General features: G+C 67.1%; 20 protein-coding genes. 5 read left to right on the forward strand and 15 right to left on the reverse strand.

Going from position 1 to position 24765, the window contains the following annotated elements; all coding sequences use genetic code 11:
- Window positions 1-104 precede the first annotated feature (104 nt).
- On the forward strand, window positions 105-419 hold the full coding sequence (locus V6R86_RS00570) for a hypothetical protein (RefSeq protein WP_338501148.1): 315 nt from the start codon (window positions 105-107) through the stop codon (window positions 417-419).
- A 142-nt stretch (window positions 420-561) separates the two neighbouring features.
- Here V6R86_RS00570 and V6R86_RS00575 read toward each other — a convergent pair whose 3' ends face one another.
- Entirely contained in the window at window positions 562-957 is a 396-nt protein-coding gene (locus V6R86_RS00575) for a JAB domain-containing protein (protein ID WP_338501149.1), read from the reverse strand.
- 149 nt (window positions 958-1106) lie between these two features.
- Between V6R86_RS00575 and V6R86_RS00580 the strand changes: the two genes are divergently transcribed.
- Together V6R86_RS00580 and V6R86_RS00585 are read left to right on the forward strand one after the other, a co-directional pair.
- On the forward strand, window positions 1107-1901 hold the full coding sequence (locus V6R86_RS00580) for a thymidylate synthase (RefSeq protein ID WP_338501150.1): 795 nt from the start codon (window positions 1107-1109) through the stop codon (window positions 1899-1901).
- Window positions 1902-2074: 173 nt separating this feature from the next.
- Window positions 2075-4213 (forward strand): PAS domain-containing protein, encoded by a 2139-nt coding sequence (locus tag V6R86_RS00585; RefSeq protein WP_338501151.1) that lies wholly within the window; start codon window positions 2075-2077, stop codon window positions 4211-4213.
- A 47-nt stretch (window positions 4214-4260) separates the two neighbouring features.
- Here V6R86_RS00585 and V6R86_RS00590 read toward each other — a convergent pair whose 3' ends face one another.
- Entirely contained in the window at window positions 4261-6693 is a 2433-nt protein-coding gene (locus tag V6R86_RS00590) for a S9 family peptidase (protein ID WP_338501152.1), read from the reverse strand.
- Here V6R86_RS00590 and V6R86_RS00595 point away from each other — a divergent pair.
- On the forward strand, window positions 6692-7237 hold the full coding sequence (locus V6R86_RS00595) for a hypothetical protein (protein WP_338501153.1): 546 nt from the start codon (window positions 6692-6694) through the stop codon (window positions 7235-7237). The two genes, V6R86_RS00590 and V6R86_RS00595, sit on opposite strands and share 2 nt — an antisense overlap.
- A gap of 50 nt (window positions 7238-7287) precedes the next feature.
- On the opposite strand, the gene V6R86_RS00600 is transcribed toward V6R86_RS00595, so the two are convergent.
- From V6R86_RS00600 to V6R86_RS00640, 9 genes are all read right to left on the reverse strand, one after another.
- Entirely contained in the window at window positions 7288-7746 is a 459-nt protein-coding gene (locus V6R86_RS00600; protein ID WP_338501154.1) for an NUDIX domain-containing protein, read from the reverse strand.
- A 43-nt stretch (window positions 7747-7789) separates the two neighbouring features.
- Entirely contained in the window at window positions 7790-8086 is a 297-nt protein-coding gene (locus V6R86_RS00605) for an integration host factor subunit beta (RefSeq protein ID WP_338501155.1), read from the reverse strand.
- Window positions 8087-8230: 144 nt separating this feature from the next.
- Window positions 8231-9940, reverse strand: a complete 1710-nt coding sequence (gene rpsA / locus V6R86_RS00610) for a 30S ribosomal protein S1 (RefSeq protein WP_338501157.1) — start codon at window positions 9938-9940, stop codon at window positions 8231-8233.
- A gap of 261 nt (window positions 9941-10201) precedes the next feature.
- Window positions 10202-12067 carry a signal peptide peptidase SppA gene (sppA, locus tag V6R86_RS00615; protein ID WP_338501158.1) on the reverse strand — a complete coding sequence of 622 codons (1866 nt, stop codon included), beginning with the start codon at window positions 12065-12067 and terminating at the stop codon, window positions 10202-10204.
- Window positions 12068-12159: 92 nt separating this feature from the next.
- Window positions 12160-12495, reverse strand: coding sequence for a tRNA-binding protein (locus V6R86_RS00620; protein WP_338501159.1), 336 nt, complete (start codon window positions 12493-12495; stop codon window positions 12160-12162).
- Complete coding sequence (locus tag V6R86_RS00625) at window positions 12492-13196, reverse strand: class I SAM-dependent methyltransferase (RefSeq protein ID WP_338501160.1); 705 nt, start codon at window positions 13194-13196, stop codon at window positions 12492-12494. The genes V6R86_RS00620 and V6R86_RS00625 overlap by 4 nt, the downstream gene beginning before the upstream one ends.
- A gap of 1 nt (window position 13197) precedes the next feature.
- Window positions 13198-14325: a peptide chain release factor 2 gene (gene prfB, locus V6R86_RS00630; RefSeq protein WP_338501161.1), complete on the reverse strand. Its 1128-nt coding sequence runs from the start codon at window positions 14323-14325 to the stop codon at window positions 13198-13200.
- Window positions 14326-14394: 69 nt separating this feature from the next.
- Entirely contained in the window at window positions 14395-16977 is a 2583-nt protein-coding gene (locus V6R86_RS00635; protein WP_338501163.1) for a PBP1A family penicillin-binding protein, read from the reverse strand.
- A 46-nt stretch (window positions 16978-17023) separates the two neighbouring features.
- A complete protein-coding gene (locus V6R86_RS00640) occupies window positions 17024-17899 on the reverse strand; it encodes an N-acetylmuramoyl-L-alanine amidase (protein WP_338501164.1) in 876 nt (291 codons plus the stop codon).
- Between the two features lie 348 nt (window positions 17900-18247).
- Between V6R86_RS00640 and V6R86_RS00645 the strand changes: the two genes are divergently transcribed.
- Window positions 18248-20869, forward strand: a complete 2622-nt coding sequence (locus tag V6R86_RS00645; RefSeq protein WP_338501165.1) for a ribonuclease E/G — start codon at window positions 18248-18250, stop codon at window positions 20867-20869.
- 98 nt (window positions 20870-20967) lie between these two features.
- On the opposite strand, the gene V6R86_RS00650 is transcribed toward V6R86_RS00645, so the two are convergent.
- The 4 genes from V6R86_RS00650 to V6R86_RS00665 all read right to left on the reverse strand — a co-directional run bounded on the left by V6R86_RS00650 (window position 20968) and on the right by V6R86_RS00665 (window position 24736).
- Window positions 20968-21603 carry an NAD-dependent epimerase/dehydratase family protein gene (locus V6R86_RS00650; RefSeq protein ID WP_338501166.1) on the reverse strand — a complete coding sequence of 212 codons (636 nt, stop codon included), beginning with the start codon at window positions 21601-21603 and terminating at the stop codon, window positions 20968-20970.
- The gene (locus V6R86_RS00655; protein ID WP_338501167.1) at window positions 21600-21992 is read right to left on the reverse strand and encodes a DoxX family protein; all 393 of its coding nucleotides are present in this window, start codon (window positions 21990-21992) and stop codon (window positions 21600-21602) included. The genes V6R86_RS00650 and V6R86_RS00655 overlap by 4 nt, the downstream gene beginning before the upstream one ends.
- Window positions 21993-22058: 66 nt before the next feature.
- Window positions 22059-23225, reverse strand: a complete 1167-nt coding sequence (locus tag V6R86_RS00660; RefSeq protein ID WP_338501168.1) for a deoxyguanosinetriphosphate triphosphohydrolase — start codon at window positions 23223-23225, stop codon at window positions 22059-22061.
- On the reverse strand, window positions 23222-24736 hold the full coding sequence (locus V6R86_RS00665) for an SPOR domain-containing protein (RefSeq protein WP_338501169.1): 1515 nt from the start codon (window positions 24734-24736) through the stop codon (window positions 23222-23224). Before V6R86_RS00665 ends, V6R86_RS00660 begins: the two co-directional genes overlap by 4 nt.
- Window positions 24737-24765: the final 29 nt, after the last annotated feature.

Raw genomic sequence — 24765 nt, forward strand, 5'->3', positions numbered from 1 at the left:
TTCGGCCGCGACCATCAAGGGGCAGATGACCGTAAAGGGACTGGCCTGCCGCGGCGTGAAGCTGATCCCGCGCACGGCAGAATCCGAGCGCCGAAATCGCCGCCATGTTCGGCACGACCGATCGCGCCGTCAGTGCCGAGGCGAAGATGGGACGGGACGCTCCCCCGGCGGTGTCGGGCAAAAGCCTGGGGATCGATGTTCGCTGTTCCGGGTGGACGCAGGGCTTCAGCTTCAGGAAAGTCGCGCAGGGCGATTATTTCGTCACCGCGCTCGGCTCCAGCGGGACCGGCCTTTACACGCCGAGCGCCGAGGAAGAGCTGAACTATCGCCAGCCCAAAAGGCGGGACGTTTATTTCATGCGGCCGGTCCGCGTCACCGCTGCCGACCGGACGGTGGATATCGCTTTCACGCAGGAGTAAGCAGGGAAGCCCACCCTTTGCAGTGACCGGGTGTCAGCCACTGTGACGAGCAGGCTACGGGGCGATTATCGCAGATATCGGCGCAGGGTCGGTTTGATCCCTCTACCCTAATCGTTCGATCCTGTCCTGAGCGGCAAATGGCCTAGAGCAGCCCCATCCGGCGGAAGCTCGCGCAATCGGTCCCGGCGAAGATGAGGTGATCGACCAGCGTCAGGTCGATCACCTCGGCGGCAATCATCAGGGCGCGGGTGGCGACCTTGTCGGAGCGCGAGGGGATGGCCTGCCCGCTTGGGTGATTGTGGGCGAGGAGGATCCCCGCGCTGTCGAGGCGAATAGCATCACCGATGATCGCGCGCACCGGGATGTCGACCGCTTGCTCATTCCCGTCGTAGCTGACGAGGTGGATGCAGCGGGCCTGGTCGTCGAGGTGCGCGACCCACAGGCTTTCGGTGGTGGCGTCGGCGAAGCAGGGAGCGAAGAAAGTGCGACTCGCCTCGACACCGTTCAATGCAACAGGAGATTCGGCACGCTGAAGCATGAGTTACGCTAGGTGCGTTCGCGCTGTGTTCCCAAGCGATAGACGGTCCGTTTCGGAGTGATCGCGATCTTTGACGGTCCGGTTCGGAGGAAAGCGCCGCCGTCGCAAAAAGGCTACGCAGCCTCGCGCGGGCGCGCTACCGTTGGCCGATGCAGGCTTATCATCACCTCATGGCGCAGGTCCTGGCCGAGGGCGTGCCCCAGCAAGACCGCACCGGCACCGGCACGCTGTCGCTGTTCGGGGCGCAGATGCGTTTCGATCTTGCCGATGGTTTTCCGCTGGTCACGACCAAGAAGCTGCACCTGCGCTCGATCATCGTCGAACTGCTGTGGTTCCTCAAGGGCGACACCAATGTGCGCTGGCTGCAGGAGCGCAAGGTCAGCATCTGGGACGAATGGGCGGACGAGACGGGCGAGCTCGGCCCTGTCTACGGCAAGCAGTGGCGCGACTGGGAAACGGCGGACGGGCGCCATATCGACCAGATCCGCGAGCTCGTCGACCTGATCCGCAAGGACCCGGCGAGCCGGCGGCAGATCGTTACCGCCTGGAACCCGGGCGAGCTCGGGCGAATGGCGCTGGCCCCGTGCCATTGCCTGTTCCAGACGCAGGTCGCGGCCGGGCGGCTCAACCTCCAGCTGTATCAGCGCAGCGCCGACCTGTTCCTCGGCGTGCCGTTCAACATCGCTTCCTATGCCCTGCTGACGCACATGCTGGCGCGCGAATGCGGCCTGGAGCCGGGCACCTTCGTGTGGACCGGGGGCGACGTGCATCTTTATTCCAACCATCTCGACCAGGCGCGGCTTCAGCTCGGCCGAGAGGTAAGGCCCCTGCCCCGGCTTCGAATCAAGGACCGGGGACAGGACCTGTTCAGCTATGATCTGGAAGATTTCGAGGTGGTCGGATACGATCCGCACCCGCATATTTCCGCCCCGGTCGCGGTGTAAGGCCGGCACGCGCCTGCCTCCGCCGCCCGAAGGTTAAGGACGCTCCCATCGCAACCCAATCGCTCGATTCGTCGCGGCCCAGTGACCCCGCGAGCTCGCCGGCAGTCCTTCCTGCCTTTCTCGACTGGCCGGCCGACACGGCGCATCAGATCGCCGAGGCCGATTGGGAAGCCGTGGGTTTCCTTCGCCCCGCCGACTGGCCGACCGGTCTCATGGGCGTAGTCGGCATGATGCTGCGTTCGCCCGCCGCCATGGTGCTGCTGTGGGGCGAGACGGGGCTGATGATCTACAACGACGCTTATGCGGTGCTGACGCAGGGCGTGAACAAGATCGCGCTGCCGGTGGCCGAAGCCTGGCCCGAGATCGCCGACTGGAACCACGAACGGCTGGCGGTCGCGCGCAGCGGTCGGACCGAAACCTATCGCAACCAGCGCATCGTGCTTCATCGCCACGGCCGGCAGGACGTCATCTACTTCGACCTCGCGTATTCGCCCGTGCTCGACGATGCGGGCGCGATCGGCGGCATGATGGTGGTGGTGACCGAGACCACGCAGGAAGTGCTGCAGGACGAGATGCGCGCCGCCGCGGAACTGCGGCAGCGGGCGATGCTCGATCAGATGCCAGGCTTCGCCGCGGTGCTGACCGGGCCGGATCACGTCTTCGCCTACGTCAACGACGCGTATCGCGAGATCGGCGGCGAGCGCGAGTATCTCGGGCGCCCGGTGAAAGAGGTCTTCCCCGAACTCGAAAGCCAGGGCTTCTTCCAAATTCTCGACCGGGTCTACGCCAGCGGCGAGCGTTTCGTCGCGAACGGGATCGAGTTGCAGTTGTCGCAGAACGACAACAGCAGTTTTGTCGAATTGCTCTACGAACCGATCCGCGACGATGCCGGACAGGTCATCGGAATCTTCGTCGGCGGATACGATTCGACCACGATTCACCGCGCGGTCGCCAATCTGGCCGAACGCGAGGCGTTCCTCAGCGAAGTGCTGCGCAGTTCGACCGATTGCATCAAGGTGCTCGACCTCGATGGCCGCCTGACCTTCATGAGCGAAGGCGGGCAAAAGGTGATGGAGATCGACGATTTCGCCGCGGTCGCCGAATGCCCGTGGCCGTCATTCTGGGAAGGCGAGGGAAATACCCACGCCAAGGACGCGCTCGCCGCCGCGCGCGAAGGCCGGACGGCGAAGTTCATCGCCTCCGCCAACACCTACAAGGGCAATCCCAAATGGTGGGACGTTTCGGTCGCCCCGATCCTCGGTCCCGACGGCAAGCCCGCCAAGATCCTGTCGGTGTCGCGCGACACCACCGAACTGGTCGAAGCGCAGGCACAGCAGCGGCTGCTCAACGCCGAGCTTGGCCACCGGCTCAAGAACGTCCTGACCATGGTCCAGGCGATCGCCAGCCAGACCTTCCGCCGCGCTGCCAATGTGGACGAAGCGGCCGAAGCCTTTGCAGCGCGATTGACCGCGTTCGGGAAAGCGACCGATGTGCTGACCGCCACCGCTTGGGACGAGGCGTCGCTGAAGGATATCGTCGCGTCGGGGCTGAGCGCAGCCGAGGGCTTCGCTGAGCGGATCGAGATCGAAGGCGGCGACATGATGGTTCCGGGGTCCGCCGGCCTTGCCCTGACCCTCGCCCTTCACGAACTGGCAACCAATGCCTGCAAATATGGAGCGCTCAGCAACGAGGACGGAAAGGTCCAGATCGGATGGGAAGCCACCGATCACGACCCCACGTCGAAACGCTTTCGTTTCAATTGGAAAGAAGTCGGCGGCCCGCCGGTTAGCGCTCCTCAGAAGAGAGGCTTCGGATCGCGGATGATCGAGCGTTCACTCAATCCTATTTCGACGGCAACGCGACCTTGCGGTTCGATCCCGCGGGCGTCGAATTCGCGATCGATGCTGCGATGCCGACCTCCGACCGGCCGCGGAAGGGTTGAGAGGATGGCGGCAGACCTCACATCCAACAGCATCCTCGTCGTCGAGGACGAACCCTTCGTGCGCGACGACCTGGTCGATTTCTTCGAGGATCGCGGCTTTACCGTGTATGCCGCGGGCGATGCCGACGAGGCGATCGCTATTCTGAAGCGCCACCCGCCGATCTTCGCGGTGCTGACCGATATTGAAATGCCCGGGTCGATGGATGGCCTGCGCCTGGCGCATTACGTTCGCGATCGGCATCCGCCGACGCTGCTGCTGGTCGCCTCGGGCGTGGTCCGGCCGAAGCCCGAAGACCTGCCGGTGGACGCGCTGTTCTTTGCCAAGCCGTTCAATCCGCGCGTGCTGCTCCAGCAGATCCGCCAGGCCTGAAGGCTCGAACGCCTCCCCGCCGGCGGGCGGCAGGGAGGCGCTTCTTCTCACTTCTTGGCCGGCTTCAGATAGCGGTCGAGCCAGTTGGTCATTTCCCACAAGGTGTGGCCGACGCTTTCGCGCGCGCGGTAGCCGTGGGCTTCATACGGCAGCACCACGTAGCGGACGTTGGCGCCTGCCCCCTTCAGCGCCGCATAGAAGCGTTCGCTCTGCACCGGGAAGGTCCCGCTATTGTCGTCCGCCTCACCGTGGATCAGCAGGATCGGCTCCTTGATCCGGGGCGCGTACGTGAACGGGCTCATCTTGGTATAGGTGTCGACCGCTTCCCAATAGGTCCGCTGCTCGGCCTGGAAGCCGAACGGGGTGAGCGTGCGATTGTAGGCGCCCGAGCGGGCGATTCCGGTGCGGAACAGGTCGCTGTGCGCCAGCAGATTGGCGGTCATGAAGGCGCCATAGCTGTGCCCGCCGACCGCGATCCGGTCGCGCGAGGCGACGCCCATCTTCACCACCGCATCGACCGCCGCTTCCGCCGAGGAAGTGAGCTGCTCGATATAGGTGTCGTTGGCTTCTTTCCCGTCGGCACCGACGATCGGCATCTTGGGATCGTCGAGCACCGCATAGCCCTGGGTCAGCAGGAACAGGTGGCTGATCCCGCCCGGCCGGGTGAAGCGGTTGTCGGTGTCGACGACCTGCCCGGCGACCTTGGGATCGGTATATTCGGTCGGATAGGCCCACATGACGAGCGGCAGCGGCCCGTCGCGCTCCTTGTTGTAGCCGGCAGGCAGGTAGAGCGTGCCCGACAGGTCGACCCCGTCCTTGCGCTTGTAGGTGATCAGCTGCTGCGTCACGCCCGCGAGCTGCGGCGCGGGATCGGGGAATTGGGTCAGCGGGCGCGGATCGTTGGCGCCGACGGTGCGCAGGTAAAGGTTGGGCGGCTCGGTCCGGCTTTCGCGGCGAGTGACGAGGCGTTTGCCCTCATTGTCGAGCACCGCGACCACGTCTTCGTAGTAAGGCGCGGCGCTTTGCCACACGCGGGTCGCCTGCCCGCCGGCCAGATCGACCCGATCGACGAACGGGAATTCGCCTTCGCGGCGCGCGCCGGCCCCCGACTGGAAGATGCTGCGGCCATCGGCGCCGAACAGCAGCACCGGGCGGCCCGCAGCGTTCAGGGTCGTGATCGGCTCGCCCGGGTCGTTGTAGCGATCCTGGAAGTTGCGGGTGAGCAGGACCTTGGCTGTGCCCGCCGCCGGGTTAAGCAGCATCCGCGTTTCGCGGCGGTCGTTCCACCATTGGGTCTCGAGATAGGCGACATCGTCCTTGCCCCACACGACGCCGGCATAGCGGTCCTTCATGTCTGCCAGCGTACGGGGCGTCCCGGTGAAGGGCGCCGCAAGCTCGAGCAGGCGGTCGCGCACCTCGACCTTCTTACGCGCGTCGCCGCCGTCCTGCGCTTCGACCCAGGCGACAGTGGCGGGCTTGTCGACGCGCCACTGGGCCGAACGCGGCCCGGGCGCGACCGCGTCGAACTGCGGCGGCACGTCGTCGCGCAGCGGCAGGTCGGCGAGCTGCTTGACGGTGCGGCCATTCAGATCGGTGATGACGATCTCGGTCGGGAACAGCGCGGCGGGGACGTTGTAGCTGTAGGGCTTCTTGACCCGTGTCATCAGCAGGTAGCGGCCGTCGGGCGAGGGGGAGAGGCCGAGATAGACGCCGGGAACGCCGACCTTGCGGCTGGCGCCGTCGGAGACCGAGACGAGAGTTGGCTGGGCAGTGAAATAATGGTCGAACAGCCGCTCGTCGCCGCTGTTCTTGAGAAGGTCCTGATAGGTGCGGACGGGCGCGGTGCGGCCTTCGTTGACCTGCACGATCGGCACCGGCGCGGCCTGCGCCGAGGGTGCCGCCCCGCGGCCTGCGGGCACCGCGCGGACCAGGATCGAGCGATTGTCGGGCATCCAGGCGAAGGCCGCGCCCGTTGCGGCGGCGTTGACGATCGGTGCGGTCAGCTTGCGCGCCTTGCCGGTGGCGGCGTCGGCAACCCATAGTTCGAGGCCGGCCGGCCGGTCGACCAGGAACGCCAGCCGCTGGCCGTCGGGCGACCAGGAGGGCGAGATGAAGCGGGTGCCCGCCGGCAGCGCCACGGCGCGCGCGGTGCCGCCCGCGACGTTTTGCAGCGACAGGCCGGTCAGCCAGGCGACGCGGCTGTTCGCCTGCCCGTTGTTGCGCGGGTTGATGCGATAGCCGGCGAGCTTCAAGTCAGGCTCGGCCAGTTCGGCGATGGAAGGCAGATTGGCCCGCTCGAGCAGCGCCATCCGGCTGCGGGTCGGGTCGATCAGCGGGGCCGGGGTCGGCCTGGTGTCGAGGATCTGCGCGATCGGTGCCGGCGGTTGCTGATAGCCCGCACCGGGCGCGGCACGGGTCTGACTGAGGGCGGTGGTGCTCATGGCAAGCGACAACGCCCCGAGCAGCAACAAATGACGCATGACTTTCCTCCCCTTGTTTGTTGCGCCGGAGTGTGGCGGCCTTCGTCAGTCGGCGGAAGAGGCGTTCTTCGACGGTTCGACGAACGGGGGCCGGAAGGTCGTATCTGTCTGCTCTTGGTTTGAGGCAAAGGCTTGCATCGGCCCGGTTCCTGAAGACGAACCTTTCCACTCGGGTCAGTCGTTAGCTACAACTAGGCTGGCAGGCGTCCGAATCTCAATGATGGAGCAGAAAATGAGGAAATTCGGCGTGCTCATTTTAAGCTGTGCTCTTGCTGCCTGTGCGACGCATCAAAATGGAATTCGCAGCTCGAACGCGGTTGCCTTTTCTGACGCTGAAATGGCTGCTTTCGAACTGACCAATGCTCGCCTGAACTACGCTTATCCCACCATCGTATATGATGGTAGCGGCTGTGCGCGGTATGTTGGACAGGCTTCCAATGGTCGGGTCCGCTCGGAACTACTTCGCAATGCTTCGAACCAGCCACTTTGCGACAACCTCCGAGTTGACGCGTTCACATCGCAGTGGCTGCTCGACGACCGCTGATCGATCGGGGCGTATCCCGATGTTTATCGCCGAGTGGGTTGGACGCGGACCTAGCTTCGGCCGAGCCTGGCTAAATCAAGCAGCTTGTGAGTGATCGCGGCCAAGTCGGTCGGCAGTGCGCTGAGGTCGAAAGCCTCTACGTCCTTCACCTCCAGCGACCAGCGCGGCTGATACTCGACGTCGCGCACGATGAAGAGGGTGGCCTGGCCGCGGCGGAAGTCGGGGCGGTGTTCGAATTCGCAGACGGGTTCGATCGCCTCGTAGGCCGTCAAGCCGATCTCTTCGCGCAATTCGCGAAGGATGGCCGCGACGGGATCCTCGTCGGCTTTTCGTCCGCCGCCCGGCAGTCTCCAGCCCTTGGCGTAGCTCAGTTTGACGAGGACGAGCTTCCCCTCGGGCGTCAGCGGAATGGCGTGCACGCCCTGGGTGCGCGGCCGCGAGAGGAACCACACCCCTCTCCGGAGGGTCTGGAAGGCGTAGACGCCGAGATGCAGGATACGCCCGAGCATGGCTTCGCCTCAACGGCGGCCCACGGACACCCGCGGAACCCGATTATTCGGCGGTGACTTCCGTCAGGTTCAGCCGCTCGCGCATTTCCTTGCCGGGCTTGAAATAGGGCACCTTCTTGGCGTCCACCGCGACCTGTTCGCCGGTGCGCGGGTTGCGCCCGGTGCGGGCGTCGCGTTGGCGGGTGGAAAAGGCGCCGAAGCCGCGCAGTTCGACCCGGCCGCCCTTGGCAAGCTGGGCGGTAATCTCGTTGAAGATGCCGGTGACCACCGCCTCGATCTCGCGCTGCGAGAGATCGGGAAAGTCGTGGCAAAGCTTGTTGACCAGTTCCGACCGGATCATCGTTGTTCGTCCCCGCTGGAGGCAGAAGCCATACGGGCCCCCACCCGCTTGCGCCAAGCTGTCAGATGTTGGCCGGCGCCGCAAGAGCCGGAAAAAGGGGACGATTTACCGGTATCCACCGGCAAACCGTCCCCCGTCCGGTTGTTACTTCTTGTTGGCGCGCTCGAGAGCGGCACCGAGGATGTCGCCGAGCGAGGCACCCGAGTCGGACGAACCGTACTGGGCAACCGCCTGCTTCTCTTCGGAGATCTGCATCGCCTTGATCGAGAAGGTCGGCTTCTTGCTGCGGTCGGTACCGGTGACCTGGGCGTCGAACTTCTGCCCGACCTGGAAGCGCTCCGGACGCTGCTCGTCGCGGTCGCGGCCGAGGTCCGAGCGCTTGATGAAGCCGGTGGGCCCATCGTCGCCGACCTGGACGGTGAGACCACCGTCCATGACTTCGAGCACGGTCACGGTCTTGACCTCGCCCTTGCGGGTGCTGTCGCCGCCGGTCGCGCCGCCGGCAACCACGCCGCCACGCTCAAGCTGCTTCATGCCGAGGCTGATGCGCTCCTTCTCGACGTCGACGTCGAGGACCACGGCCTGAACCGTCTCGCCCTTGTGATGAAGCGCCAGCGCTTCCTCGCCCGACACGCCCCAGGCGATGTCCGACATGTGGACCATGCCGTCGACGTCGCCGTCCAGGCCGATGAACAGGCCGAATTCGGTCGCGTTCTTGACTTCGCCTTCGACCTGGCTGCCGACCGGGTGCTTCTCGGCGAAGTCGTTCCACGGGTTGGTCTGGGCCTGCTTAAGGCCAAGGCTGATGCGACGCTTTTCGTCATCGACCTCGAGAATCTTGACTTCGACTTCCTGGCTGGTCGAGACGATCTTGCCCGGGTGGACGTTCTTCTTGGTCCAGCTCATCTCGGACACGTGGACAAGGCCTTCGATGCCCGGCTCCAGCTCAACGAACGCACCATATTCGGTGATGTTCGTAACACGGCCCTGGAACACGCCGTCGACCGGATACTTGGCCTGGGCGCCCTCCCACGGATCGCTCTCTAGCTGCTTCATGCCGAGGCTGATGCGCTGGGTCTCGCGGTTGATGCGGATGATCTGCACCTTCACGGTGGCGCCGATTTCCAGCACTTCCGAGGGGTGATTGACGCGCTTGTAGCTGATGTCGGTGACGTGCAGCAGGCCGTCGATGCCGCCGAGGTCGACGAACGCACCGTAATCGGTGATGTTCTTGACCACGCCCTCGATGACCTGACCTTCGGCCAGGCTCTGGATCAGGCCCGAACGCTGCTCGGCGCGGGTTTCCTCGAGGATGGCGCGGCGCGACACGACGATGTTGCCGCGGCGGCGATCCATCTTGAGGATCTGGAACGGCTGCGGGATGTCCATCAGCGGCTGCACGTCGCGAACCGGACGAATGTCGACCTGGCTGCCCGGAAGGAAGGCCACGGCGCCGCCGAGATCGACGGTGAAACCACCCTTGACGCGGCCGAAGATGACACCTTCGACGCGCTTCTCTTCGGCGAACTCGCCTTCGAGCTTGTCCCACGCGGCTTCGCGGCGGGCACGGTCGCGGCTGAGCATCGCTTCGCCCTGCGAATTCTCGACGCGGTCGACGAACACTTCGACCTGGTCGCCGACCTTCAATTCGGCCTTCTGGCCGGGGGCGGCGAATTCACGCAGCGGAACGCGGCCTTCGCTCTTGAGGCCGACGTCGATGACGGCGAGATCGTTTTCGATCGCGGTCACGGTGCCGATGACGACGCGGCCTTCAAAGGCCTCGTTCTCGCCGCCAAGGCTTTCGTTGAGCATCGCGGCGAAATCGTCGCGGGTGGGATTGGCAACAGTGGCCATAAAGTTGAAACGTCCTTTTCGTGCTCGGTCGGTATGCCGCCAGCCTTCCCTTGGTGGGCAGGCTTTCCATCAGGCGGACCTGGCAAGCGTTGATGAAGCCGTTCGCCCGGCCCCATGCCGGACAGACGGGTCGTTCGGACCGGAGACGGACGCGACCCCGGACCGAGCGATTGGCCGTGATAGGACGACAAACAGCTGCTGACGGCGCGGCGCCCGGGTTCTCCGACCCGGATCGACGTGCGCGCCCCTAGCGGAAAAGCCTTACGAGAGCAAGGCGAACAGCCGTGCCAACCACCCGGCCGGCGGGGTCGCGGCGGCCGGGCGAACCTCGACGGGCGCGCATTCGAGGCAGCGGGCCTGGATGGTCGGGCCGCTGAGCAACAGTTCAGCCTGCTGCAACACCGAGGCGGCCAGCGCTTCGGGGTCGGTGCGGAGCGAGGCGAAAGCATCGGTCTCGCTCGCCTCGTCATTGTCGTCACGCAGCAAGCCGGCAAGCTCGGAGCGCCACGAAGGCTTGCGCTCGAGATAGGTCAGCCCGCGATTGTCGGCGTCGAGCCCGGCGAGCTCGGCCGCCTTGGCGACCGCTTCTTCCATACCGCCGAACTGGTCGATCAGCCCGATCTGGCGCGCCTGGCCGCCCGACCACACGCGGCCCTGGCCGATCGCGTCGATCTGCTGCGGAGTCTTGCCGCGGGCCTTGCCGACGATGGACAGGAACTTGCCGTAGGTGCTTTCGACCCCGAGCTGGATCAGCTGGCCGGCTTCGGGCGAAATGCCCTTGAACAGGTCGGGCTGGCCCGACAGTGGGGTGGTGGCGACACCGTCGGCATTGATGCCGAGCTTGCTCAAGCTGCCCTGGAAGCTCGGCAGGATGCCGAACACGCCGATCGAGCCGGTGATGGTCGAAGGTTCGGCGACGATGTGCTGGGCGGCGGTGGCGACCCAATAGCCGCCGGACGCGGCGACATTGCCCATCGAGGCGACCACCGGGATCTTCTTTTCACGCGCGGCGAGCAGCGCTTGGCGAATGCGCTCGGACGCGAGCGCCGAGCCCCCGGGGCTGTCGATGCGGACCACGATCGCCTTGATCTTGTCGTCGCGCAGGCCCTTTTCGATCGATTCCGCGATGCTGTCGCCACCTGCGGTGCCAAGCGGCGCCTTGCCGTCGACGATGTTGCCGGCGACCGTCACCACTCCGATCGGGCCGGTGCCGCGCTTGCCGCTGACTTCGGCGGCGATGTAGCGGTCGAGGCGAATGCGCTTGTACCCGCCCGCAAGCTTCTCGTCGGCGCCGCCGAGTTCGGCGAGGCGGGCGTCGAAGGCGCGGCGGTCGGCGACCTTGTCGACCAGCCCGGCGCGCTGCGAGGCGACCGCGAAATCGCCGCCGGCCGCCTGCACCAGCTGCACCGGCTGGCGCAGCGAGGCGTGGACATTGGCCTTGGGCCGCGCCTTGCGGATATCGTCGCGCCAGGTTTCGAACTGGGCGGAGGCGAGCGCCTGCGCATTCTCGCGCGCTTCGGGGCTCATGTCGGAACGCGTGAAGGGTTCCACCGCGCTTTTGAACTTGCCGACCTTGAAGACATTGGCGGTAACGCCGAGCTTTTCGAGCAGGCCGGCAAAATACAGGTTGTTGCCGCCCGGCCCGCGTAGCTGCACGCCGCCCATCGGGTTGACCCAGATCTCGCTGGCGTGGGCGGCAAGCTGGTAGCCGCGGTCTTCGTAGCCGGTGGCGTAAGCGAGCACCGGCTTGCCGCTGCGGCGCACTTCGTCGAGGCCTTCGCCGAGTTCGGCGACCACCGTCTGCCCGCCCGAGAAGCCGTCGAGATCGAGCGCGACTGCCTTGACGCGGCTGTCGTCCTTGGCCTTGCGCAGCGCTTCAAGGACATCGCGCAGGGCGAGCGGAGCGGGAGCGGACGAGCCGCCGGCAAGCGCGAAGGCGTCCTGCTCGGCCGGCTGTTCGGTGACGCCCGAGCGCAGGTTCATGACCAGCACGCCGTCCTTGACGGTCGGCGCCGGCCGCGCGGACAGAAGCGCGTACAGGCCGGCGAAGAAGATGAACATGAAGAGCAGGACGAGAGCGTCCTTGATCCCGACCAACAGGCCCCAGATCGCCTTTGCCACGCGCATGTTCGTTTCCAACCCCAGATAAGATGCTTGGGGCCGAGATAGGCTGACAGGGGTTAAGAAGAAAGCACCGTTGGTCGAAGCAGGCAGTGCGTTCAGTGCATCCGCGCGCCGTTCGGGACCGGATGATCGGGGGCAAGCAGGCTGATCCGGCCTTCCGCGTCGCTGAGGCCCAGCACCAGCACTTCGCTCATGAACGGACCGATCTGGCGCGGGGCGAGGTTGGTGACGGCGATCACCTGGCGGCCGACGAGGTCGTCGGGGTTGTAGAGTGCGGTGATCTGGGCCGAGCTGCGGCGGGTGCCGATGGCGGGGCCGAAATCGATGGTGAGCTTGAAGGCGGGCTTGCGCGCTTCGGGAAAAGGCTCGGCGGCGGTGATGGTGCCGGCATGGATCTCGACCGCCTGGAAATCCTGAAAGGCGAGCGTCACAGCTGTTCGCTGCACGGCTTGATTGCGCCGGGCTCGGGGCGCGGTCCGGCCGCGCGGAAGGCCGCGAAGAAGCTGTCACCTCCCGGCAGTCGGTGGAATCGCTCGAGCCGAAGGTTGAGCGCCGCCAGCTCGCAGCGCAGGCGCGCGGGGGGAATGCCGTGGCGTTTTACCGGGCGATCGGCGTCGACCACGATCACCTCGCCGCCGGGCTTCAACCCGCCGACCAGGTGCCAGAGGAAGGCATAGGGGTCGGTCACCTCATGATACATGTGGACCATGAAGATGCGGTCGAGCCCGCCGGGCGGAAGCTTGGGATCGGCCGGCTCGCCCAGCCGCACGGTGACGTTGTCGAGGCCTTCGCGCTGGACGCGGTCGGCAAGGCGGTCGCGGGTTTCGGGGACGATGTCCTGCGCCAGAACGCGGCCCTTGGCCCCGACCAGCGGCGACAGGCGGACGGTGTAATAGCCTTCGCCGGCCCCGATATCGGCGACCGACATGCCGGGCTGGACCTGCGCGGCGGCGACCACCGCCTCGAATTCGCCGACGCGGTCGCGCACATCCTCGGTCGAGAAAGCGTCCGACACGATCGGCGCCACGTCGCGCCCGGCGGGCGGAAAGCTGTCGGCGGGGTCGCCCTCGGCACGGCAGGCGGCGAGCGCCAGCGCCAGCCAACCGATCGCGAGCGTGCCCCCTCGCCGCATCCTAGTCGACGTCTTCCACGTCGACCTTTTCGCCGGTCACCCGCTGCGACAATGCCGCAGCCATGAAGCGATCGAGATCGCCGTCGAGCACGTCGCTCGGCGCGGTCGAGGTCATGCCGGTGCGCAGGTCCTTGACCAGCTGATAGGGCTGCAGGACGTAGGAGCGGATCTGGTGGCCCCAGCCGATATCGGTCTTGGCCGCCGCCGTGGCATTGGCCTCGGCCTCGCGCTTCTGCAGCTCGGCTTCGTACAGCCGGGCCTTGAGCTGCTTCATCGCCTCGGCCTTGTTCTTGTGCTGCGAGCGCTGGTTCTGGCACTGCACCACGATGTTGGTCGGGATATGCGTGATCCGGACCGCGCTGTCGGTGGTGTTGATGTGCTGCCCGCCCGCGCCCGACGCCCGGTAGGTGTCGATTCGAAGATCGCTTTCGTTGACCTCGATGTCGATGTCGTCGTCGACTTCCGGGTAGACCCAGACCGAGGCAAAGCTGGTGTGGCGGCGAGCCGAGCTGTCGTAGGGGCTGATCCGGACCAGCCGGTGGACCCCGCTTTCGACCTTCAGATTGCCGTACGCATTCTCGCCCTTGACCAGCAGTGTCGCCGACTTGATCCCGGCCTGCTCGCCCGAATGGAAATCGACGAGTTCGACTTTCATGCCATGGCGTTCGGCCCAGCGCGAATACATGCGCTGAAGCATGCCGGCCCAATCCTGGCTTTCGGTCCCGCCGGCGCCCGAATTGACCTCGACATAACTGTTGTTGGCATCGGCCTCGCCCGCCAGCAGCGCGGCGACCTTGTCCTTTTCGGCGCGCTCGGCGAGGTCTTCCAGCGCGGCGACGCCGTCGTCGACCAGCCCCGCATCGCCCTCGGCCTCGGCCATCTCGATCAGTTCGACCGTGTCGGTGAGCTCGGTCTCGATCTTGCGGGTGGCGGTGATCGCCTCGTCCAGCCGGCGGCGTTCGCGCATCACTTCCTGCGCGGCCTTGGGATCGTCCCACAAGGTCGGGTCCTCGACCCGCTGATTGAGCTCCTCCAGCCTTCTCAACGCCCGGTCCCAGTCGAGGAAGCGGCGCAGGAGGGCGGTGGCGGCATTGACCTGGTCGATATGGGCCTGCGCTTCGGCGCGCATGTCAGAGAAATCCTTTCGCTCGTGGCCGTTCGGAGCAGGAATGCTCGAACGAAGCGGCCACGCCCTGTCCTAGTAGATTCCGCCCTGCCTTGCCAAGAAGTCCTCTGGCGGGGTGGCCGGTTCGGCCGGGCGGGTCGCTTCCGGACGCGGGCGCGGCGGCGGGCGGCGGCGGGTCGGCGCGGCCTTGGCGGCGGCGGCGGCCAGTTCCTGCTCCTCGCCCGCGCGGCGCAAAGTGCGGCGCGGTTCGCTTTCGGGCTGGAAAGCTTCCCAGATTACCGCCGACTTGGGATCCTCACGCACCGGGAAGGTGCCGAACACGCGGCGGCCTGTGACACGGTCGATGCGGACCATGCGAATGCCGCGCGGCGCGACGAACGGGGTCGGCGGCACGTCCTTGAAGGAAGCCTCGGCCCATTGCTTGAAGATCGGGGCGGCAATCCGCCCGCCCTGCGCCGCGCCACCCAAGGAGCGCGGCTGATCGTAGCCGATATAGGTCCCGGCGACGACGTCGGGCGTACCGCCGACGAACCACACGTTGGTCGGACCACTGGTGGTGCCGGTCTTGCCGAACAAAGGACGATTGAGGTCGCGCAGCACGGTGGCGGTGCCACGCTCGACCACGCCGGTCAGGATGTGGACCATCTGGAATGCGGCCTGCGGCTCGAGCAGCTGGCGCGAGCGGCTCGGCGGGCGCGGCATGGCGCCGCCGTCCCAGTCGGGCGCATTGCAACGCCCTTCCATGATCTGACAGCGAGTGTCGGTACGGAAGATCACCTTGCCGTCGCGGTCCTGGACGAAATCGATCAGCGTGGGCGTGACCGCCCGGCCGTGATTGGCGAGGATCGCGTACGCGTTGGTCAGCTTGAGCACCGTGGTGTCGCCAGCGCCCAGCGCGATCGACAGATAATTGGGGTAATCGCCGACCCCGAGCCGCTTGGCGGTGTCGGTGACCTTGGCCATGCCGGTCTGCGAGGCTGCCCGCACCGTCATCAGGTTGCGCGATTGCTCCACGCCCCAGCGCATGGTCTTGGGACCAGCATAATCGCCATCGAAATTGCGGAAGCACTTGTTGCCGAGCCCGGCGCCCTGCCACACGCAGAAGGGCGCGTCGTCGATCAGCGTCGCCGGCGTCATGCCGTTGGCAAGCGCCGAATAATAAACGATCGGCTTGAAGGTGGAGCCCGGCTGGCGCTGCGCCTGCGTGGCGCGATTGTAGCTGGCGCCGATCGAATCGAAGCCGCCCTGCATCGCCAGCACCCGGCCGGTGCGGACTTCTTCGGCGACGAACCCGCCGCCGACCTCGGGGATCGAGCGGATCGCATATTGGTTGCCGGCGATCTGCTTGACGATGATGATCATGCCGTCTTTGAGATTGGAGAAGGCGGTCCCTCCCCCGCCCCGGCGCGGCATGGTGGCATTGCCCGCGGCCAGCGTGCCGGTCGATCCGTCGGTGAAGCCGATGCTGGCACTCGATGTGCCCTTGTCCAGCACCACCGCCTTGCGCCAATCGGGAAAGCCGGTGCCGAGCGGCGCGCGGTCGAGCCGGCCGCGCCAGTCGCCGTCGGTGTCGATGCTGAGCCCGGTGTCGCGCCACCCGCGTCCACCGTCGAATTTGGCCAGGCCCTCGCGCAACGCTTCGGCGGCGGCGTCCTGCATCACCGGGTTCATCGAGGTGCGGACCCACAGGCCGCCGGCATAAACGCTGTTGGCGCTGTCGGTCGCGTCCTCGCCATAACGGCGGAGGAGCTCGCGGCGCACTTCCTCGGTGAAATAGCCGCCGACTTCACGGAACTTGGCGTTGGTGCCGAGGCGGATGGTGCCCAGCGGCGCCGCGCCCGCTTCGCTCGCCTGCGCCTGGCTGACGAAGCCATTGTTGACCATCTCGCGCAGGACGTAATTGCGGCGGTCGAGCGCACGCTGGGTCTGGCGGACGGGATCGTAGTTGCTCGGAGCCTTGGGCAGGATCGCGAGATAGGCCGCTTCGGATAGCGTCAGGTCGGCGACGTCCTTGTCGAAATAGGCGCGCGAGGCCGCCTGCACGCCATAAGCGTTCCGGCCGAGGAAGATCTGGTTGAGATACAGCTCGAGGATCTGCTCTTTGGTCAGCGTATTTTCGAGCCGGAAGGCGAGGATCGCTTCGCGGATCTTGCGACTGACGGCATATTCGTCGTCCTGCAGCAGCGCCTTGGCCACCTGCTGGGTGATGGTCGATCCGCCGCGGGCGCGCGCGCCTCCGGTGGCGCTTTTCAGCGCGAAGTCGCCAACCGCGCCGACCAGGCCGGGATAGTCGATGCCACCGTGGCTGAAGAAAGTCTTGTCCTCCGCCGACAGGAACGCCTGGATGACCATTGGTGGATATTCGCCGTAGTTGAGCTCGACCCGCCGCTCGCGCGCGAACGTGCCGACCGGCTGGCCGTCGACCCCGCGGATATTGCTCGGCAGCGGCGGCTGATAGGCGAGCAGTTTCTCGCTCGACGGCAGCCCCGCGGCAAAGAAGATCCAGACGGCGACGAACAGGAAGTAGCCGCCAAGCAGCGCGAGCCCGAGCCAGCGCAGCAGGCGATTCCCGCGCCAGGTCGCGCGGACCCGGTCGGCGGCACTGAAGTGACGGCTCATCCAGGCCGGTGAAGGAGAGGTCGCGACGGCGTCCATGGAAAGCGGCTCTACCCGCTTGGGAAGGCGGGGGAAAGCGGTTCCGTCAGCGGCCCACCGCAGCCTGCGCTTCGATTGCCCGCGCAAGCGCGGTCACGATCTGGCCGCGCTTCACGGGATTGAGCAGGGTCGCCTCGTCCTGCGGGTTGCTCATGTAGCCCGCCTCGAACAGCACCGCCGGTGCGCCCGATCGACGAAGCACGCGAAAGCTTGCGAAACGGTGCGGCTCGGGGCGGAGCAGAACGGTACCGCGTCCTTCGCGAACGATGCGCAGCGCGAAATCGGCGCTGGCGTCCATTTCGTCGCGAGTGGCAAGGTCGGACAAAAGCGCGCGCACCGACGCATCGGGCGCGCTTGCGACCGCGCCCTCCCCGTTCTGCCGCTCGGCGAGCAGCGCCGCGTCGGCATCGCTGGCGACCTCGGACAGTGAATAAGCCGTGGCGCCGCGCGCGCTCGGATTGGGCGCGCTGTCGGCGTGGACGGCGACAAACAGCGCGGCCCCCAGCCTGCGGGCGATGGCGGCGCGCTGGTCGAGCGTGAGATAGACGTCACCATCGCGGGTCAGAGCGACACGCACCCGGCCGCGCCGTGCCAGTTCCGCGCGAAGCTCGCGCGCGATGAGCAGGGTAACATCTTTCTCGCGTGCCTGCCCGCTGGCCCCCGGCGCCCCGCCATCCTTGCCGCCGTGGCCGGGATCGATCACCACCAGGGGACGGCCGGGGGTCCGCGCTTCAGTGATGGCGACGTCTGCGACCGCTGGCGCCAACGCAAGGCTGAGCCCGCCTTCGCGCGCTTCGCCGGCCACCGCGAACCCGAGCTCGTCGCTGCCTGCCGCGCCCTGCCGCGCCCAGGCGACGGCCAGCACCAGCACCGCGGCGAGGGCCAGCAGAAGCAGAACAACGGGTAGGGTAAAGCGGCGCATCGGCGCGACCCTAGCGCGGCGTTGCTCCGCGGCAAGGAGGCTGCTACGACACGCCGTCCGAACCGGCTCTTGCAAGGCCGGGAAACCGGACGATGGCTGGGGGAACGATGACAGGGCGCTCTTCCCGGCACCGTACAGGTTGATGCTGATCCATGAAGTTCAAGAACGCGCTAGTTGATCGTGCCGAACCCGGCAGCGACGCGCGTTTGCCGGCGACCGCCGGAGAGCTTGCGGCAGCAGATGCACCCCTTTTGATCGCCATTCCCGCCGGCCCAATTGCGCCGGCGATGGCCGCAACACGCGCGCGCAGACTGACCCTGTTCAGGGCGCGCGCCCGGAGACTATTCAATGACCACGCGCATGCTGATCGACGCGCGCCACCCGGAAGAGACCCGGGTCGCCGTCGTCCAGGGGAACCGGATCGAGGAGTTTGACTTCGAATCCGCCGAGCACAAGCAGCTCAAAGGTAATATCTATCTTGCCAAGGTGACGCGGGTTGAACCCTCGCTCCAGGCGGCGTTCATCGATTACGGCGGAAACCGCCACGGCTTCCTCGCCTTCAGCGAAATCCATCCCGATTATTATCAAATCCCCAAGTCCGATCGCGAAGCCCTGCTGCGCGAAGAAGCCGAACATGCCGCCGAGGAAGAACGGCTGCGTGCCGAAGCCGAGGATCATGACGAGGACGAGGACGGCCCGCTCGACCCGCATCACGAGGATGACGGTCAGGACGATCGCCCCGAGGAGCCCGAGGGCGAAGAAGGCGACGACAACCAGGGCGATCCCGAGGATGGCGAGCGCGCGCCGCTTGACGGCCGCCGCAATCGCAAGGACGAGGCTGCCGACGAGGTCCGCCGCAAGCGCCTGAACCTGCGCCGCCGCTACAAGATTCAGGACGTCATTCAGCGCCGCCAGGTGCTGCTGGTCCAGGTCGTAAAGGAAGAGCGCGGCAACAAGGGCGCGGCGCTGACGACGTACCTCAGCCTCGCCGGCCGTTATTGCGTGCTGATGCCCAACACGTCGCATGGCGGTGGCATCAGCCGGAAGATTTCCAACGGCTCGGACCGCAAGCGGCTGAAGTCGATCATCGCCGACCTGAAGCTTCCCGGCACGATGGGCCTGATCGTCCGGACCGCGGGGCTCGAGCGGACCAAGGTCGAGATCAAGCGCGACTTCGATTATCTCGCCCGGCTGTGGGACGAGGTGCGCGAGAACACGCTGTCCTCCTCCGCCCCGGCCCTGATCTATCGCGACAGCGACCTGGTGAAGCGGGCGATCCGCGACCTGTATCACCGCGACATCGACGATGTGCTGGTCGAGGGCGAGGACGGCTACCGCGCGGCGCGCAGCTACATGAAGCTGCTGATGCCGAGCCACGTCAAGAAAGTGCAACCGCACAGCGAGGCGACGCCCCTGTTCCAGCGCTACGGCGTCGAGGACCAGCTCGGCGCCATGTATCAACCGCTCGTCCAGCTTAAGAGCGGCGGTTATATCGTCATCAATCCGACCGAGGCGTTGGTGTCGATCGACATCAACTCAGGGAGGTCGACCCGCGAGCATAATATCGAGCAGACCGCGTTCGCGACCAACATGGAAGCGACACAGGAAATCGCCCGCCAGCTGCGCCTGCGCGACATGGCCGGCCTCGTCGTCATCGACTTCATCGACATGGAACAGAACAACCATGTCCGGAAGGTCGAGAAGGCGATGAAGGAAGCGCTCAAGAACGATCGCGCCCGCATCCAGGTCGGGCGCATCTCGAGCTTCGGCCTGATGGAAATGAGCCGCCAGCGCCTGCGCACCGGCGTGCTCGAAGCCTCCACCAAGGCGTGCCCGCATTGCGACGGCACCGGGCTGATGCGCACCGCTTCGTCAGCGGGCCTCAGCGCGCTCAGGATGATCGAGGACGAAGCGGCCCGTGGCCGCGGCGACCGGGTGTGCCTGCGCGCCGGTGCGGAAGCCGCCATCTATGTCCTGAACAAGAAGCGCGCCGAACTGGCCGATATCGAGGCGCGCTACGGCGTCTCGGTCGAAGTGCTGGTCGATCACAGCTTCGAAGGCGCCCGCATGGCGGTGGAAAGCAGCGGGCCGCGCCCAGTCGCGCCGGTTCGCCAGGCCGCGCCGCTTCCGACCTATGTCGATGACGAACCCGAGATCGACGAGGAAGAACTCGCCGAAGAGTTCGCCGAAGACGAGATCGAGGAACGCGAGAGCCACGGCGAGCGCGGTTCGCGTGACGAGGAAGGTGAAGGCGGCCGTCGTCGCCGTCGTCGCCGCCGGGGTGGCCGCAACCGCCGCCGCGATGGCGAGGAAGGTGGCGAAGTCGAGCGGGCCGAGGGTCACGACGAGGAGGAGGCCGAGCAGCAGCCGGTCGAAGCCGAGGCTGGCGAAGCGCCCGAGGGCGAGCACGACAATGGCGGCGAGGAAGGCCGCAAGCGTCGCGGTCGCCGTGGTGGCCGCCGCCGGGGTGGTCGTGGGCGTGATCGCGAGGAAGGCGAGCGTCAGGACGGCAGCACCGAGAATGGCGACGAGAACCTCGCCCCCGAGCCCGGTGAGGCCCCGATGGTCGAGCCGGTGCCGAGCGAGGATGCCGCGCCGGTGACGGTGGAAGCCGCGCCCGAACCGCAGCCCGAGCCTGAGGCCGAACCGGTCGCCGAAGAGAAGCCCAAGGCCCGTCGCCGCCCGCGTGCCCGCAAGGCCGATGCGGTCGTCGCCGAGGCCGCCGACACCGCTCCGACGGTCGAAGCGCCGGCCGAGGAAGCGCCCGCCGCCGAAGAGAAGCCCAAGCCCAAGCGCCGCTCGCGCGCCAAGAAGGTCGAAGCTCCGGCCGAAACCGCGCCCGAGCCGACGCCCGAGCCCGCGCCTGAAGCGACAAGCGCCGAACCCGCGCCGGTTGCCGACGCCGCACCGGCTGAAGACGCCCCGGCGCAGCCCGCCCGCAAGGGCTGGTGGTCGCGCACCTTCGGCTAAGTAAGATAAGCGAAGAAGAGGGACCCCGGATCAGGTCCGGGGTGACGGAAGTGCAGAACCTTCGTCATCCCGGGCTCGACCCGGGATCCCGCTTCTTCCTATTGCCGCGTGAGAGCGCGTATCTCGCGATTGTGGTGACGGAAAACGCCCGGCTCGTTGCGCTCGGCCAGTTCCGCCATCGCTTTCGCCAATAAGCCGGCATCGATCGGCGCATAACGATCGAGCGGGCCGCGCAGGACGAGGCGGAGGACCGGCGCGATTACCTGGCCGAGGGCTTCGGCAGTCCGTTTCTCGCTCCGTGCTCCCATCAGCAGGCCCGGCCGCAGAATATCCACCCGCTCGAAACCAAGCGCTGCAATCGCGCTCTCCACCTTACCCTTGAGCCGCAGATAAGCGTTGCGGCTGCCCGCGTCGGCACCCGACGAAGACACCAGCAGAAAATGCCGCGCACCGCGGTCGCGCGCCGCCCTGGCGAAGGCCAGCACCGCGTGCCGGTCGACCGCTTCGAACGCGGCCCAACTTCCCGCCGCCTTGCGGGTGCTCCCAAGTGTCGACAGCGCGACGTCGAGCGTCTCGCCGGCAAGCAGCGCGAGCCATCGGTCCATGCTGCCGAGCTTTTCCCGCGCCGCACCGCTCGGTCGGCGCCCGAGCACCAGCAGGTCGTGCTGCCGCTCCAGCAGCGGCCACAATTGGCGGCCGATCAGTCCGGTCGCGCCGATCAGCGCGAGTTTCATGCGCGCCGGCGACTTGCGTCGACGCTCCATGCGCCGGGCCCGGCGATCGCCAGATACAGGAAGACGAAGCAGTACAGGATCGCCGCGTCGCCGCCGTTGTTGACCGGAAAGAAATTCTGCGGCGCGTGGGCGATGAAATAAGCGGCGGCCATGGTTCCGGAGGCGAGGAACGCCGCCGGCCGGGTGAACAGGCCAAGGGTGATCAGCACACCGCAGATCAGCTCGATCACTCCGGCGAAGGCGCCCGGATTGTCGAATGCGAGGCCGCTGCCGGCCCGCTCACCGCCCGGAAAAGACAGCAGTTTCTGCGTGCCGTGAGCCAGAAACAGAAGGCCGCTCATGATCCGCAGCAAGGCGAGCCCCTTGGGCGCGTGTTGGTCGAGATTCACGAAGCGGCTCTCCTCTTTTTATGAAGGACAGCATGGTGGCGCGGTCACCAGCGCGACGTCAATGCTTCAGAATTTCTCCGGCAATTCGACCGGGCCGATCAGCGCTTCGTGGCGGCTGATGGCGAAGGGATCGGTCATCCCGGCAAGATAATCGCCGACGTTCCGCGCTACCGTGACCGGATCGGCATCGTCGCCACGATGCCAGGCGTCGGGCAGCAGGCGCGGGTCGGCGAGATAGGCGGCGGCAAGATTGCCGACGACGCGCTGGGCTTCGACCCGGACCGGCTGCAGCGCGGGCGCATTGTAGAGGTTGGCGTAGAGGCACTTCTTGAGCGCGCGTTCCTCGGTGGCGAGCGCGTCGGAGAAGCCCGCCAGCGGCCGCCCGGCGGCACGCACGTCGGCAAGTGTCTCGACCCCTGTCTCCGCCACACGCCGCCGGGTTTCGGCCAGCAAGTCGCCGACCATTGTCCCGATCTGGTCGCGCACCAGCGCCTTGATCTTGCGGTCGAGCGAGAGGTCGGGCCAGCGCTTGCCGATCGCGTCCCAGTGCCGCGCGACCAGCGGCAGTTCGAGCAAGGCGTCGAGCGGAAGCACCCCCGCGCGCAGGCCGTCGTCGATGTCGTGATTGTCGTAGGCGATGTCGTCGGCGATCGCCGCCACCTGCGCTTCGAGGCTGGCGTGGCTGGCAAGATCGAGGCCAATCTGCTCCGCCATCTCCGCCAGCGCCCATTTCGGCACCGCCACCGGACCGTTGTGCTTGGCGAGGCCCTCCAGCGTCTCGAAGGTGAGGTTGAGGCCGTCGAAATCGGGATAGGGCGTTTCGAGCTCGCACAGCAGGCGCAGCGTGTGGCCGTTGTGATCGAACCCGCCGGCAAAGCCGAGCGCCTCGTCCAGCGCATCCTCGCCGGCATGGCCGAAGGGCGGATGGCCGAGGTCGTGGGCGAGGCACAGCGCTTCGGTCAGATCCTCGTTGAGGCCGAGCGCGCGGGCGATGGTGCGGCCGATCTGCGCGACTTCGAGACTGTGGGTCAGGCGGACGCGGTAATGGTCGCCGTCGGGCGCGACGAACACCTGCGTCTTGTGGCGCAGGCGGCGAAAGGCGATCGAATGGACGATCCGGTCGCGATCGCGCTGAAAGGCGTCGCGGGGTCCTCGCGGGCCGCTGTCGGGCTCGGAATGAAGCCGCCCACGACTTTCGGCCGGGCGTGCGGCGATCCCGCTCGGCAAGGTCACTTGGTGGTGAGCTTGTCGAGCTTAAGGCCGGCGGGCGCGTTCCAGACGAAGCCCGACAACTTGGCGCCGTGCAGGTCGTTGACGAAGTCCTGCGCGGCATCGCTGTCCTTGAAGGGGCCGACGACCAGGCGCGACCAGCCCTTGACCGCCGAGACCATCGGCGTGCGGGCCTTGAACAAGGCCGGCTTGGCCTTGCGGATGCGGTCATATTCGCGGTTCATCTGGTCGGCATTGGCGCCGCCCGCAAGCTGAACGTAGATGCGCGAGGCAGAAGCGGTGGCCTTGGCCGGCGTCTTGGTGTCCTCGGCCTTGGTCACGGTCTTGCCGTTCTTGGTCTTGGCGGCGTCCTCGGCGGCCTTGACCGCCTTGCTGTCCTTGGCGGCGAGCTTGGTCGGGGCGGGCTTGGCGGCGGCCTTGGTGGCCGGCTTCTTGGCCGGCTCGTCACTCGCCGGACGGCTGGCGAGGGAGAATTCGGGAGCCGGCGTCGTGGTGCGCCGCGCGGGGGTGCGTTCGACGATCGGCTTGGGCGCGGGGGGCGGCGGGGGCAGCCTTGTCAGCGTGGTCTCGATCGAGGCGAGGCGGTCGCCGTCGGACGTGGCGGCAGCCGGCGTCGCCTCGACGACCTTCAGCGGTTCCGGAGCCGGCTTGGCGACGACCGTGCGGGCGCGGGCGGTGCGGACCGGCGCGACGGGGGCAGGCGCGGGAGCGGGTGCCGGCTCGGTCGCCTGCAGCGCCGCCAGCGCCGCGCCTTCGGCCGGCATGATGCCAAGATGCACCGCGGCGGCCTTCTGCCCCGGATTAAGGGTCGGCAGGCGGCGCAGGAACGGGTCGAAACCGCTGCTGGTGCCCGGCAGCATCAGGGCGATCGCCGCCCTCGCCCCGTCGACATCGCCGCCGAGCGCGAGAATGAAGGCGCGGGCGCGGCGGGCACCGGCATCGCGCTGCGCCAGAAGCGGATCGAGCGCCGCCAGCGCTTCCGCCTTCCGGCCCGAAATGGCGAGGCTGAGCGCCAGACGCCGGCGCGCCTCGGCCTGATCGGGCCCGGCGATCACCGCGCGATAATCGTTCTGCGCCTGCGGCTGCATGCCGAGCAGGTCGAACGCCAGCCCACGGTCGAGCGCGATCAGCGTCTGGGTCGCGCCCAGCGCCTGGGCCTGTTCGAACAGCCCGAGCGCGGCCTGCGCTTCGCCCATCTGCGCCATCGCCGAGCCCTGCCCCGCCTTGGGCGCCCAATGATTGGCATTGATCTCCTCGGCCCGCCCGAAAAAGCCGATCGCCGCCTGCGGATCGCCGAGCCGCAGCGCGGCGCGCCCGGCCGCCAGCTGCGCGTCGTAATTGCGCGGATTGATCGCGATCAGGCGAATATTGCGGGCCAGCGCCGCTTCAGGCGTCTCGTTGGCGCCCGCGACCGGCGCGGGCGGCGGCTCGGGCGGGCGTCCGCCGATATATTGCGCGCTCGCGCCTGCCGGCAGCAGCACCGCCGCCGCCAGCGCAACAGAAAATCTAGTCATCCCCATCCCGTGTGCCGGTCTAGCTGAGC

It is taken from the genome of Sphingomonas kaistensis (assembly GCF_036884275.1).
Taxonomy (GTDB): Bacteria; Pseudomonadota; Alphaproteobacteria; order Sphingomonadales; family Sphingomonadaceae; genus Sphingomicrobium; species Sphingomicrobium kaistense_A.

Excerpts from the sequence above, each read along its gene's own strand:
- V6R86_RS00595 (WP_338501153.1), top strand. The coding sequence starts at position 6,692 with ATGACTTTCCTCCCCTTGTTTGTTGCGCCGGAGTGTGGCGGCCTTCGT.
- V6R86_RS00645 (WP_338501165.1), top strand. The coding sequence starts at position 18,248 with ATGACCACGCGCATGCTGATCGACGCGCGCCACCCGGAAGAGACCCGG.
- V6R86_RS00570 (WP_338501148.1), top strand. The coding sequence starts at position 105 with ATGTTCGGCACGACCGATCGCGCCGTCAGTGCCGAGGCGAAGATGGGA.
- V6R86_RS00600 (WP_338501154.1), bottom strand. The coding sequence starts at position 7,746 with ATGCTCGGGCGTATCCTGCATCTCGGCGTCTACGCCTTCCAGACCCTC.
- sppA (WP_338501158.1), bottom strand. The coding sequence starts at position 12,067 with ATGCGCGTGGCAAAGGCGATCTGGGGCCTGTTGGTCGGGATCAAGGAC.
- V6R86_RS00625 (WP_338501160.1), bottom strand. The coding sequence starts at position 13,196 with ATGCGGCGAGGGGGCACGCTCGCGATCGGTTGGCTGGCGCTGGCGCTC.
- V6R86_RS00590 (WP_338501152.1), bottom strand. The coding sequence starts at position 6,693 with ATGCGTCATTTGTTGCTGCTCGGGGCGTTGTCGCTTGCCATGAGCACC.
- V6R86_RS00640 (WP_338501164.1), bottom strand. The coding sequence starts at position 17,899 with ATGCGCCGCTTTACCCTACCCGTTGTTCTGCTTCTGCTGGCCCTCGCC.
- V6R86_RS00580 (WP_338501150.1), top strand. The coding sequence starts at position 1,107 with ATGCAGGCTTATCATCACCTCATGGCGCAGGTCCTGGCCGAGGGCGTG.
- V6R86_RS00665 (WP_338501169.1), bottom strand. The coding sequence starts at position 24,736 with ATGACTAGATTTTCTGTTGCGCTGGCGGCGGCGGTGCTGCTGCCGGCA.
- V6R86_RS00650 (WP_338501166.1), bottom strand. The coding sequence starts at position 21,603 with ATGAAACTCGCGCTGATCGGCGCGACCGGACTGATCGGCCGCCAATTG.
- V6R86_RS00605 (WP_338501155.1), bottom strand. The coding sequence starts at position 8,086 with ATGATCCGGTCGGAACTGGTCAACAAGCTTTGCCACGACTTTCCCGAT.
- V6R86_RS00635 (WP_338501163.1), bottom strand. The coding sequence starts at position 16,977 with ATGGACGCCGTCGCGACCTCTCCTTCACCGGCCTGGATGAGCCGTCAC.
- V6R86_RS00575 (WP_338501149.1), bottom strand. The coding sequence starts at position 957 with ATGCTTCAGCGTGCCGAATCTCCTGTTGCATTGAACGGTGTCGAGGCG.
- rpsA (WP_338501157.1), bottom strand. The coding sequence starts at position 9,940 with ATGGCCACTGTTGCCAATCCCACCCGCGACGATTTCGCCGCGATGCTC.
- prfB (WP_338501161.1), bottom strand. The coding sequence starts at position 14,325 with ATGCGCGCCGAAGCGCAGGCCCATATCGACCAGGTCAATGCCGCCACC.